Source organism: Rufibacter ruber (assembly GCF_001647275.1).
Lineage (GTDB): Bacteria > Bacteroidota > Bacteroidia > Cytophagales > Hymenobacteraceae > Nibribacter > Nibribacter ruber_C.
Genome location: NZ_LRMM01000096.1, coordinates 1 through 12943 on the forward strand (window position 1 = coordinate 1; position 12943 = coordinate 12943).

General features: G+C 52.9%; 8 protein-coding genes. 4 read left to right on the forward strand and 4 right to left on the reverse strand.

The window, feature by feature from the left end; translation table 11 throughout:
* Positions 1 to 338: 338 nt before the first annotated feature.
* The 3 genes from A8O25_RS20760 to A8O25_RS20770 all read left to right on the forward strand — a co-directional run bounded on the left by A8O25_RS20760 (position 339) and on the right by A8O25_RS20770 (position 5721).
* Positions 339 to 2696 carry an ABC transporter permease gene (locus A8O25_RS20760; RefSeq protein ID WP_066839315.1) on the forward strand — a complete coding sequence of 786 codons (2358 nt, stop codon included), beginning with the start codon at positions 339 to 341 and terminating at the stop codon, positions 2694 to 2696.
* 30 nt (positions 2697 to 2726) lie between these two features.
* Positions 2727 to 4115: a S41 family peptidase gene (locus A8O25_RS20765; RefSeq protein WP_066839317.1), complete on the forward strand. Its 1389-nt coding sequence runs from the start codon at positions 2727 to 2729 to the stop codon at positions 4113 to 4115.
* Positions 4116 to 4320: 205 nt separating this feature from the next.
* On the forward strand, positions 4321 to 5721 hold the full coding sequence (locus A8O25_RS20770) for a DUF4932 domain-containing protein (RefSeq protein ID WP_082893805.1): 1401 nt from the start codon (positions 4321 to 4323) through the stop codon (positions 5719 to 5721).
* 415 nt (positions 5722 to 6136) lie between these two features.
* Here the strand turns inward: A8O25_RS20770 and A8O25_RS20775 are convergent, their stop codons facing one another.
* Positions 6137 to 7678, reverse strand: coding sequence for a SulP family inorganic anion transporter (locus A8O25_RS20775; protein ID WP_066839327.1), 1542 nt, complete (start codon positions 7676 to 7678; stop codon positions 6137 to 6139).
* Positions 7679 to 8536: 858 nt separating this feature from the next.
* On the opposite strand from A8O25_RS20775, the gene A8O25_RS20785 reads away from it, so the two are divergent.
* A complete protein-coding gene (locus A8O25_RS20785; RefSeq protein WP_066839321.1) occupies positions 8537 to 9910 on the forward strand; it encodes an MBL fold metallo-hydrolase RNA specificity domain-containing protein in 1374 nt (457 codons plus the stop codon).
* Between the two features lie 117 nt (positions 9911 to 10027).
* Here the strand turns inward: A8O25_RS20785 and A8O25_RS20790 are convergent, their stop codons facing one another.
* From A8O25_RS20790 to A8O25_RS20800, 3 genes are all read right to left on the reverse strand, one after another.
* On the reverse strand, positions 10028 to 10429 hold the full coding sequence (locus A8O25_RS20790; RefSeq protein ID WP_066839323.1) for a hypothetical protein: 402 nt from the start codon (positions 10427 to 10429) through the stop codon (positions 10028 to 10030).
* 430 nt (positions 10430 to 10859) lie between these two features.
* Complete coding sequence (locus A8O25_RS20795) at positions 10860 to 11381, reverse strand: DinB family protein (RefSeq protein WP_066839329.1); 522 nt, start codon at positions 11379 to 11381, stop codon at positions 10860 to 10862.
* Positions 11382 to 11943: 562 nt separating this feature from the next.
* Positions 11944 to 12600, reverse strand: coding sequence for an MCP four helix bundle domain-containing protein (locus A8O25_RS20800; RefSeq protein WP_066839324.1), 657 nt, complete (start codon positions 12598 to 12600; stop codon positions 11944 to 11946).
* Positions 12601 to 12943: the final 343 nt, after the last annotated feature.

Sequence of the window (12943 nt, forward strand, 5' to 3'; positions counted from 1 at the left end):
TTTGCCTGTTTTGGGAAACAGGCCGAAAACAGACTTCTCCACTGTAAGACCAACTTATTGATTCATGTGCAACAGACTTCTAAGGTACTAAATCCCGCTGAATAGTTTTCTACGCCCATCATTCAGGGAAAATGCCTTGTCACGTTAGCGCACAGCTGTAGCATGAGAATGTGTATCAGAAGCGTACAGGTGACAAGCAGGGCTAAATCATAACTTATTGACTACCATCCTTATGCATAAATGGCATTTGTTTTTCTTGTCATCTACCTGAAAAAAGAAGCAAGAACCGCCTGAGCGTTGCTTGCCCTGCGTTTGAACCTACTTCCAGCCTACTTCCTATGTATAAGAACTACCTGAAAATGGCCTTTAGAAACTTGATGGGGAATAAAGTTTTTTCCCTCATCAACGTCTTCGGGTTGGCACTGGGCATGACCTGTAGCGTGCTGATTCTGCTATGGGTGCAGGACGAGCTGAGCTATGACCGGTTTCATCAAAACATAGACCATTTGTACCGCGTGGTAGGCGAACAGCATTATCCCGGAGCCGACGACCTTACCACCCCCGCCGGACCCGGACTCTTGGGGCCAGCCATGGAAAAAGAACTGCCGGAAGTGGAACGGGCCATCAGAATGACTTGGGGCGAACAGACCCTCTTCAGCTATGGCGACCGAAAATTTAAAGAATCGGGCATCTACGCCGACAGCACCTTCTTTGAGGCGTTTTCTTTTGAGCTGCTGCAGGGCAAGGCGGGCCAGGTGTTGCGGCACCCCAAGTCTGTTGTGATCAGTGACAGCGTTGCGCTGAAATTCTTCGGGAGCAAAGAAGCCGTGGGCAAGCTGCTGAAGCTGAACAACCAGGAAAGCTATAAGGTGACCGGGGTCATGGCCTCTGTGCCCACCAACTCTACTCTGCAGTTTGACTATGTGCTCCCGTTTGAAGAGTTTTTGCAGCAGAACCAAAGCCTTAAGACCTGGGGCAGCTATGGCATACTCACCTACCTGCAGCTTAAGCCGGGCGTTGATCCAGAGGCTTTCAACCAGAAGATAAAACACTTTGTAAAGAAAGGCGACAAAGGCGAACGGGACACCGATTTTTTTGTGCAGGCGGTGAAAGACATTCACCTGTACTCAGATTTCCGGCAGGGGAAATCAAATAGCGGCCTGGTGATGTACGTGCGCCTCTTCTCTGTAGTGGCGGTGTTCATCCTGATTATTGCCTGCATCAACTTCATGAATTTGGCCACCGCCCGCGCCGCCAAACGCGCGAAAGAAGTAGGCGTACGCAAGGCCATTGGAGCCAGCAAGGGTTCATTGGTGGGGCAGTTCATGATAGAGTCTATCCTGATCGCGTTCCTGGCCCTCTTCTTAGCCGCCAACCTGGTGGGGGTGCTCTTGCCTGCCTTCAATGACTTGACGGGGAAAGCCGTAGAATTCAACCTTGCAGACCCCCAGCTGCTCTTGATGCTGTTGGGTGTAGCGCTGGTGACCGGTATTATTTCGGGCAGTTACCCCGCGTTCTTTTTGTCTTCTTTTGAACCGGTAGTGGTATTGAAAGGCACTGTGAAGCTGAATGACCGGGTTACCTTGTTCCGGAAGGGGCTGGTGGTGTTCCAGTTTGTGCTCTCAGCCCTTTTGATTGTGAGCACCTTGGTGGTGTACCTGCAGTTGCACTTCATACGCACCTCAGACATTGGCTTGCAGCGCCAGAACATGGTGTCTATACCCATAGAAGGTGATTTGCGCACTAACTATGAGGTGGTGAAGCAGGAAATGCTGCGAATTCCCGGTGTCATGGCCGTGACCGCTTCTGACTACAACCCGCTGCAATTGGGTTCTAACACCAGTAACGTGGAGTGGCGCGGCAAAGAACCCGGTGCCGAAATTCTGATTGACTATATGCACGTGGACTACGGCTACCTGAAAGCCATGGGCATGCAGCTGAAGGAAGGGCGCGATTTCTCCAAGGAGTTTGGCACTGATACGGCAAACTACCTCATCAATGAAGAAGCGGCCAAGCTCATGCAGCTGAAAAACCCGGTAGGTGAACGCCTGACCATGTGGGACCAGCAAGGGCAGATTGTGGGGGTGGTGAAAAACTTCCAATCCAAAAGCATGCAGGTGAATGACATGCCGCTTATCATCAAGCTGGCTCCCCGGCAAGCCAACTTCCTGTTTGCCCGCGTAGCGCCAGGTAAAACGCCCACTGTGCTGGCCTCCACAGAAGCATTGTTGAAAAAGTATAACCCGGCGTTCCCCTTTGAATACCACTTTCTGGATGACACGTTTGAACGCATGTACCGCAGCGAGAGCGTGATAGGGCAGCTGACCAACTACTTTGCCGGCATTGCCATCTTCATCTCCTGCCTTGGCTTGTTTGGGCTGGCCCTGTTCACGGCAGAGCAGCGCAAAAAGGAGATTGGCATCCGGAAGGTATTAGGGGCCTCAGTAGCCGGCATTGTCATGATGCTCAGCAAAGACTTTTTGAAACTGGTGCTCTTGGCCAACCTCATCGCGTTGCCGCTGAGCTGGTACCTGATGCGTTCCTGGTTGGAAGACTACGCCCGCCATACGGACCTGAGCTGGTGGATTTTTGCGGCGGCCCTCATCGCCACGTTCATCATTGCCATGGTCACCCTGAGTTTTCACGCTATCAAGACCGCCGTGGCAGACCCGGTACGGTCGCTGCGCACAGAATAGATTTTGAATACCCTTTACTAAACCCTTCCCATGAAAAAGTACCTGCTTTTTGCCTTCGTGCTGCTTGCCTTTGATGCCCAGGCACAAATCCCCAACACTCTCACTCCTGCCCAGAAAGTGTACGGCCTCTCTAAATTCTGGCAAGAGGTGAACTATAACTTTGTGTACCTGGACAAGGTAGACCGGGCCCAGTGGGACGGTGCCTACCAAGACCTCATCACCAAGGTGCAGCACACCCCCAATGACTATGCCTATTACCGGGAGCTACAGCGGTTCTGCGCCTTGCTGAAAGACGGCCACACCAATATCTACTTCCCAAAAAGCTTAGACACCTTGCTGTACACCAACATGTTTGGGAAATACAGAATTTTCCTGAGCAATGTAGACAACAAAGCCATTGTCACCAGAACCAACCTGAGCATTAAAAATGAACTGCCGTTGGGCAGCGAGGTGATGGAGGTAAACGGAACCCCCACCGCCGACTACCTGAAACAGCAGGTACTGCCCTACATCTCCTCCTCCACTGACTACGTGCTAATGGATATTGCCATCAACAACCTCCTGCAAGGGCTCAAAGGAGAATCCTACCACGTTAAATTCAGAACCCCAGACGGCAAAGTAAAGGCGCTCACGCTAACCCATGAGAAAACGCTGGAAAAGGAAGTGTATCCGGCCTTTGAAGACCGAAAACTACTGGATTTCAAGTGGTACCCCAACGGCACGGCCTATGTGGCGCTGAACAGTTTCTCAAACCCAGAGATTAACAAACTGTTTCTGGAGAAACTGCCTGAGCTGCGCAAAGCCAAAGCCTTAATCATTGACCTTCGTTACAACGGCGGCGGCTCCACCGGCATAGGTCGGCAGATACTGGACTACTTGACCCCTGACACCCTACTGTACGGCTCCCGGAATATGACCCGTCAGCACCTGGCTTCTTTCAAGGCGTGGGGGAAATTTGCCACGCCCAAAGACACCGTAGGCAACGCCTGGACAACCAAATCCCTGCTTTCTTACCAGGACAAACTTTTCTACCCCTTTGACTATGCCCCCTACCGGAATCAGGTAAACCCAGCCGAAAAAGTGATAGTACCCACTGCCCTGCTCATAGGTCACAACACCGCCTCAGCGGCAGAGGATTTCCTGATTTACGCCGACAACCAGAAGCACATGACCAAGATGGGCGAAAACTCCTTCGGGAGCACCGGACAGCCTTTCCTCTTTGACCTGCCCGGTGGCGCCGTTGCCAGGGTATGCACCAAGAAAGACACTTATCCAGACGGGCGGGAGTTTGTAGGCTACGGGGTGAAACCAGACATCACAGTAAAATCAACGCTCAAAGACTACATCCAGAAGAAAGACCCGGTGCTGGAACAGGCCCTCAAACACCTGAAAGGACAAAAGCTGGCCTCGCGTCTGTAATTCTGAACCTGTTCCCTGCCCATAAAGAGTTCCACCTGCCTGGTTCTGCTTGTGCCTTCTTACAAGTTTCTGTTTCCGGGCTGTTTTCTGAAAAACAGCCCGGAAACAGAAACCCAGATACGTGAGCGTTTGCTTTCGCCCAAGACAGGAGGAAACGCAAAGCAGCTGCACCGTCAGGTACCCATCAAAAGTAAATATCGAAGAAATGAAAACAGTCTTTAAATCTGCCCTGGGCCTGGTGCTCACACTTGGTCTGGTGACCGGCCACGCCCAAAAAAAGAAAGAATTGCCCGTTCTGCACTCCAATGTGGAAACCATCACTTATGTGCTGAACAACACAGACCGGAACCCGGGCTGGAGAATCTCACCTGACCTGAAACCAGACCGGCTGGAAGTAGAGTGCAAACAGAAAGTAATGAAAGTGGCCTTTGTCACAGATGTAGATTCTGTTTCCTTCCAAGTGAAGGCAGGTGATACGCTCCAGTTTTACGTGCTGCAGAAAGGCCGTGAGAAAGCCCTCACAGAGATAGTAGGCACGCCCAAAAATGTCAACTTCACCAAAAAATACATCAAGGCGCACAAAGGCAAGTCAACCGTAGAAATCCCGGAGGTGCATGAGCTGGCCAATGTGCTGGTGGCGCTCTCTACCGTTGGGCAACAGGATTCTAACATGGTAGACATGACCACGCCCTATTACAAAGAAGTGATGGCCTACTTCGCCCCGTATAAAAACCACCCTATCATGCAGGTGGTGAACCGGCACATCACCAAACCTTTTGACAATGACAGCTACTGGTACTACTATGCCCTGAAGATGAACGCCTGCGCGTATGTCTTTGACAAAAAGGGACACATCAGGAACGAAGGCATCATCCGGAAGATGGGTTTCAATAACCAGGCAGACCCCATGGCGGCAAACCTGGCGTTGGTGGAAGACTTCGCCAGGAAGTCTAACTTCAGAGCGTTTTACCAGAAGCACCAGCCGTATTACGGCAGTCTGCTCCAGACGTACCGCTCCCTCAACCCAATGGAGCAGATGCAGACGTGGCTGGAGGCCAAGTTCCCTACCAAGTATGGCAGTTACCGCGTCACGTTCTCGCCTTTGGTGGGCGGGGCCCACTCTACCCAACGCTTTGAAGACAATGGGTTCGGCCAAACCGTAATGTTTGTGTGCCGAGCAGAGCCAGTTGCCCAGTACAATGCCAAGGTCAATGAGATGCTCGCCTCGCGCGTAGTCTTTACAGAGATTGACCACAACTTTGTGAACCCCATGTCAGATACCTACATTCGGCAAATAAACGAGGTGTTTTCTGACCGGGAAAAGTGGGCTGCCGAAGGAAACGGGACCAGTGCCTACGGCTCGCCCTACACTGTGTTCAATGAGTACATGACGTGGGCGGTGTACTCCCTTTATTGCTTAGATACCTTTTCAGCAGAAGACAACGCCACCTTCCTTCCTTTAATGGAGCGCCAGATGGAGAAAGGACGAAGCTTTATCAAGTTTGGGGCCTTCAACCAGAAGCTTCTGGCGCTGTACAAAGAAAATCCTTCCAGAAGCATAGAAGACCTGTACACCCAAATGCTGGCCTGGAGCAAAACGCAATAAATTTAGCAGTCCGCCCCTGGTTAGCAATTTCTGTTCCCATCATTTATGAATAGCGTTTTTAGGCCTGTTTTAGCGAAAACAGGTCTAAAACGGAAAGAAGTTTCAGCCCTCCCAGGTTTTCAGAAACCCGGGAGGGCTTTTCATTTTCTGAGGTTGGTTGTGCGCAAAGCGCTACCGGCAGCTCCTCTTCTAAGTTGGCGTTACTTTGTTGCAAAGGCAGTTGGCACAGACGCTCGCCGGTCTGCTAGACGCTGCGAGGTTTTGTGAGCAGGCGGTTCTGCGTAGGCACGTGTAAGAAACCCATCTCTACGCCTTCTCAGAGGCGAAATATAAGCTAAAGTAAAATTCCCGTTTCCGGGCTGTTTTTCTGAAAACAGCTCCAAAACGGGAATCCACAAGAAACGAGAGGCAGCAATTATGCCAGCTTATCACTGACCACGGCATAGTGCGGGTCTTCCAGAATGTTCACGTCAATGACGTCTTCGGCGTTTTTCAGGAGCAGGCGGCAGTCTGGGCTCAGGTGGCGCAGGTGCAGTTTCTTGCCGGCCTGGTGGTAGCGCTCGGTGAGTTTGTTCAGGGCCTCAATGCCTGACATGTCTGCCACGCGGCTGTCTTTGAAGTCAATGACCACTTCTTCGGGGTCACCCGCCACATCAAATTTCTCAGTGAAGGCCTGAACAGACCCGAAGAACAACGGGCCGTACAGTTCATAGTGCTTCACGCCGTGGGCGTCAACGTACTTTCTGGCGCGTATGCGTTTGGCACTTTCCCAGGCAAAGACCAGCGCCGAGATGATCACCCCAATGAGCACCGCCAGCGCCAGGTTGTGCAGCCAGATGGTGATGAGCGCCACCAGAATTCCTACAAACACGTCATGCCGGGGCATTTTGTTGATGATCCTGATGCTCATCCACTCAAACGTGCCAATGGCCACCATCACCATCACGCCCACCAACGCCGCCATGGGCACGCGCTCAATAAACGGCGCGCCCACCAGAATAATCACCAGAATGGTCAACGCCCCTACAATTCCGGCCAGCCGGGCCCTGGCTCCCGCCGAAAGGTTGACCAGCGTCTGCGCAATCATGGCACAGCCGCCCATGCCGTAGAAGAACCCGTTCAGCACGTTGGCTGCGCCTTGGGCCACAGATTCACGGTTTCCGCTACCGCGGGTGCCGGTGATCTCATCTACCAGGTTGAGGGTGAGCAAACTCTCTGTCAAGCCCACGCCCGCCATGATGAGCGCATACGGAAAGATAACCTGCAGCGTCTCCAGTGTTAAAGGGATCTGCGGAATATGGAACGGCGGCAGACTCCCAGACACCGAGGCGATGTCCCGCACCAGTTTGGTCTCAATACCAAAGCCCATCACCACGCCAAACACCACCAGAATAGCCACCAGTGACGGCGGAACAGCCTTGGTGATCTTGGGCAGCAACAGAATAATGGCCACGGTCAGGGCCACCAGCCCCGCCATGATGTAGAGGGGACTACCCGTGAGCCAGCTCACCTCGCCGTTCACCACCGTCTTGAACTGCTCTACCTGTGACATGAAAATGATCACCGCCAGCCCGTTCACAAACCCGAACATAACCGGCTGCGGCACCAGCCTGATGAATTTACCCAGCTTGAACACGCCCACCAGCATCTGCAGCACCCCGGCCAAGGCCACCGCTGCAAACACGTACTCCAACCCATGGCTCTGCATAAGCGCAATCAACACCACCGCCGTAGCGCCAGCGCCGCCAGACACCATGCCCGGCCTTCCGCCCAGCACCGCCGTCACCAGCCCCATGATAAAAGCGGCGTACAACCCCACCAACGGCGGAAAACCCGCCAGAATGGCAAATGAGAGTGACTCGGGGATCATGGTCATGGCCACCGTGAGCCCGGCCAGAATCTCAATTTTATAATCTATTTTTTGGCTGAAATCAAATAAGCGTACAAATGGCTTCATTCTATAAATGTCAATATAAAAGATAAGATACACCGCTACGGCTAGCCCCATCACTCACTTTGTTAGGGCACAGCAATAGCAACGTAAATAAATTTAACTGGATTGTAAGACAGGAAGTAGCAAAGCCAGAACGGCTTTACGTGAGAGAAGTCACGGTGGCGTGAGCGCTATAAATAGAAAAGTGTTTGTCATAGCTGGGCAAAGGTACGCAGAAATGCCTAGCCAAGAAACCTGTAGCCTTGATTCCTGTTTTGAGCTGTTTTCAGAAAAACAGCTCCAAAACAGGAATCTTCTTCTGGCGCGAGTCTGAAGACTCGCGCCTATAGATGCCGGGAGTCTGGAGACTCCCCTCGCTGCCCCGCAGCGAAACCGCGCATTGCCGTGCGGCGTTGGCAGCAGGCATGTAAGGTGAATCAAAGATTTGAACACGTGTCTGTGGCTCCCGGCGAGTCTGGAGACTCGCACCATCTTTCGTCACGAGACTAAAGTCTCGCGCCAGTTCGCCAGTTCTACAAAACCGCTTGCAGAACACCATCAGCCTTTGTTCAGAGTCCTTGCAGCGCCTTCCAGACCTGCAACTATCTGTGCCAACCGCCGCTGCTCCCCAATCCTGACCATCAATAAAATCCTGCTCCTGACAGACTCATAACTTGAATTATTCCATAGCTGCCGCTGTCCCCTACCCTAGCTGCCACTCCCGCCGGGAGAGGGAACGGCGCGGTTGCGTTTTGGGCCTGTTTTCAGAAAAACAGCCCCAAAACAGCCATCCTCTTTTCGGCAAAGCCATAGAGAGCTACTTGCACAACCAGCATCGGCGGCAGCCGTACTATCTCTCCACCCACATCTGAACCTATTCACATGACCATATCTTTTTACGGAGCCGCCCAGTCGGTGACCGGGAGCAAGCACCTCATCACGCTGGAAAACGGAAAGCGCATTCTGCTGGACTGCGGCCTCACCCAGGGCATGGGCGCCCAAACCGAGGAACGGAACAGCGCCTTTGATTTTGAACCCGAAAACCTGACCTGTGTCATTTTATCTCATGCGCACATTGACCACTCCGGCCTGCTGCCCAAGCTGGTGCGCGACGGCTACACCGGCCCCATCTACTGCACGCCGCCCACGCTGGAACTCTGCCGCCTCCTGCTCCCAGACAGCGCCAGAATTCAGGAAAGCAACAAAGGCAGCGACACAGACAGCCCACTGTACTCAGAAGAAGACGCTGAGCAGGCCCTGCAGCAGTTCCAGACGGTGCCCTATGACAAGCGCTTTCAGGTAGACGAGGACATAGAGCTGCTGTTCACAGACACCGGCCACGTACTGGGCAGCGCCGCCATCAACCTCAGGTTGAAAGACAATGGCAGGGAGCGCACCCTCACCTTTAGCGGCGACATTGGCCGTTTCAACAACCGGATTCTGAACGCGCCGCAGGAGTTTCCGCAGGCTGAGATTATTCTCTGCGAGTCTACCTACGGCAACCGCGTGCATGACAGCATTGAGAACACCGAGGACCGGCTGGAGAAGATTGTGCAGGAGGTGTGCGTAGAGCGGCAGGGCAAACTGATTATTCCGGCGTTCAGCATTGGCCGCACCCAGGAGCTGGTGTACTCGCTCAATTACCTGGCCGAGGAAGGCCGCCTGCCCAAAGACGTGAAGGTGTTTGTAGACAGCCCGCTTTCTGTCTACGCCACAGACGTGATGCGGGACCACCCCCAGCACTTCAATGAAACCATGCAGGCGTACATCAAAGAAGACCCAGACCCGTTCGGGTTCCCGCAGTTGCACTTTATCACGGAGGTAGATGACTCCAAGGAGCTGGTGCAGTTTGATGAGCCGTGCGTGATTATCTCGTCATCAGGCATGATGAACGCGGGCAGAATCCAGCACCACCTCAAAAGCAACCTGCCTGACCCCAACAGCGCCGTGCTCATCACGGGGTACTGCGAGCCTTCTACGCTGGGCGGAAAACTCATGAACGGGGCAGACAAGGTCTTCATTCACGGCGAGGAAGTGGCCGTGCAGGCCCAGATGATTGTTATGAAAGAATACAGCGCCCACGGTGATTACGGCGACATTGCCAAGTTCCTGCACTGCCAGGACAAAGAAAAGATCCAGCGCATCTTTCTGGTGCACGGGGAAGTTTCTACCATGGAACAGTTGAAATCTGACTTAGAGGAGATGGGTTACGGCAACGTGGAAATCCCGGAGTTCAGGCTGTCTTACGTGGTCTGATTTTTCTGTTTTGGGGCTGTTTTTCAGAAAACAGCCCCAAAACAGAAAACCGTTGGCCTGGGCTGATTTCGCCCCACCTGCCAGGAGCAAGGGCAACCAACCAGGTGCAGCAGCTCCTTATTTCAGCGGCGCGCCTACCTGAATGTCACAGCGGTGGCCGGGCTGGCCGTGCGGCGGGTTCATACCGGGAGCGGTTGTAACAGGTGCTGGCGCGGGAGTGGGCGTCACTACCTGCGTGGCCGGTGCCGGGGCAGACGTGGTCACGGCGGGAGACGGCTGCGGCGTTGACGGCAGAGGCGCGCCCACCTGCAGGTCGCAGCGGTGGCCGGGTTGGCCGTGCGGCGGATTTACCGCCACTGCGCCGGCAGCAGGCTGCGCACCGGTTGAATCAGTGGCCGCTGCCGCTGACGGGAAATTCATAGGCTGCGGGGTAAAGCCTTCGGTCTGCTTCTTTTTCTCTGAACACCCCACCAGGCAGAAGAAGGCCGCTGCCACAATAACGGAAATTGTATTTTTCATGACTGTTTTTTTTGACGGGTGCCCCCTCAACGCTTTTTGTAAAGATAGGCAGAAGAAAATAAGTTAACAGAGATGCCACCAGACCTATACCTGCTATCTCCTATAAACCAGCTCTTGTTTATGGCTCCCCGTTCGCCTGTGAACGCTGGTAACGGCCTGCATAGTTCCTTGTTACAGCCAACTCTCTGCCGGCAAGGCGCCCAGCAACACGCACAAAAAAGAAGGCTGCCTCTAAGAAAGCAGCCTCCTTTTTTATATGACTTGGGATTGAAGTGCCTGGACAGAAACAACCCTACCTTCTTCTCCTCTCTGTGCTCCTGAAAAAAACCTGGGGGGCAAACGGAGGTGGCGGTCAATTAAAAGCTTACCCTGTCTGCTCCCTTAGATCCTTTCAGGAGCACTACATGTGTATTTTAATTTGCCTTCGTACTTAAAGGTCCATCTCGTCGGCGCTGGGGCCGTAGCTGGCCGGAATGGGTATGTTCAGCAGGCGCAGGTACACGCCCAGTTGCGCACGGTGGTGAATGATCTGGCTCAGGGTCATGCGCAACACCTCATATTTAGAGGAAGTTAAGAACACCTGGTCTCCCTCGCGCAGGGTCCAGGGCTCATCTAGCTGGTCATCAGACCCATGGGCGAAGTGGTGGCGGCCGTCATCCATCATGCGCTCAAAGTAGTTGAGAAGCTCTTCTTGGCTAGTGATCTGCTCTTCCTGGTACGGGTTCTTGGCAAAATTAAGTTCACTGGTGGTGAGGGTCATGCCCACCCAGGAAGGCAGATGAGCAATGTGCGTCACCAGTCTCTTCATGGTCATGCTTTTCTCATGCGGCTGCCAGTCAAATTGATGGGCGGGCACGCGCTCCAGCATTTTGCGGGTGGTCTTGGCTTCCTGCTCCAATTCTCTGGCAAGCAAGCCTATGATGGTGGTGGGGGTGGTGAGGATTTCTGACATAGCTTTCAGTATTAATGATACCACAAAGAAATACTGCCCCAGTGACAACCCTGTGTCAGTAGATTTTTGGCGAATGAAAATTTTCCTGAATTTTTTCAGCGCTGTCTCAGGCAATTGCGTTTTGGGGCAGTTTTCAGCAAAACAGCCCCAAAACAGGAGCAGAAGCCAGAAGCACCTTTCCCTTTTTGGGCTATTCCCTGAAAAACAGGCCAAAAACAGAAAGGTATGTTCTTAGGCTACTTTCTTTAAGACCGCCCACAAACAGGCTTCTCTGCCTCTGGCCAATAGTTCAGTACAGCACCCGGCGCTGCGGCAGGCAATCTTGCCGCGGCATGTGGTCTGTCTTTCTGCTTCGGCATGGCACTGCGCCTCCCGGTTTGAGGGGGAAAATAGCTGGGAAACCGGCTAAAAGGTTTAGCGCTGGCTGTAGCCTCTTCCAAAGAAGAAACTACGGCCAGCGCTACAAAGGAAGCGTCTACCGGTAATCTGCCAACGGTTGGGGAAAGCAGTCCCTATTGCTTTACAAATCTGGCGGTGACTTCCTGCTTTAGACTCTTTATAGTTAGTTTAAAGACGGCATCTGCGGCTTTTTGGGCATCATTGACTTTGAGGCAAGCACAATAGCAATGATCATTAGCCCCAGGCAGATCAAGACCCCTAACTCAAACTGGGTGAGCAGCGCTGAGCCTGCAATAATTCTCTTAGTCTGGTCACTCAGGGCCTTACCCTCAGAAACCTGAATACCGGAGAGCTGCTCCAGATTGCCCGCCGCCAGACTATACTGCGCATCCATCTGGCGCTTGGCCAGACCACCGGAGGGTGCCGCCAAATAACTTAGTTCCAGCTGCTTGATGGCAGCCATATTCTGCTTAAACTTCTCAAAACACTGGGCTTCTGCGCGCGTGAGTTTGGTTTTCGCATAAGCATGCAGCAATGTGGTAATAGCCGCGTTGTGGATGCTTATTTTCTCGCGAAGCCCACTGGTGTTCCCCTGGCTGCTGCAGTTGTCTACTGTCATCTTTTTCTGGTACAAATGCCCCGACAGTTGGAAAATATAGCTCTCCACCAACAGGCGGTCTTCATAGACAGAGGAAAAGGAATCACCCAGCTGTGACACGTGGCGGCTATCCATCATATTCTTGGCAATCACCAATACCATGACCACTGCCAACAGAAGAGCTGCCTTTGTTTTCTGCTTAATGCTATATGCCCACTTCATGTTTGCTCTGTTTAAGTGATTTTAGATATGTTCCCAGCTGGCCTTTCAGGCGGCAAGGCCTCATGGCCAGAACCTGCCTTCACACTGCCGCCCCTCTGCGCTGACTAAGCCAAAAATTGAAACAGGCTCCAGTAGGCGGCCTACGGAAAAGGAAGCCCGTATTTTTCAACTCTATAGAAGAGTCCCCAGTTTCCGCTCACTTCAAGTTACAAAAAAATAAGCAAACACGCTTGATTTTCAGTGTCTGGCCATTTACAATGCCTGCGGTAAATACAACCTCAACGGCTCAGCCTCACTGGTGCGGCAGGCCACCGCTGTTTTCAGCCATGACACCGGTTTGATG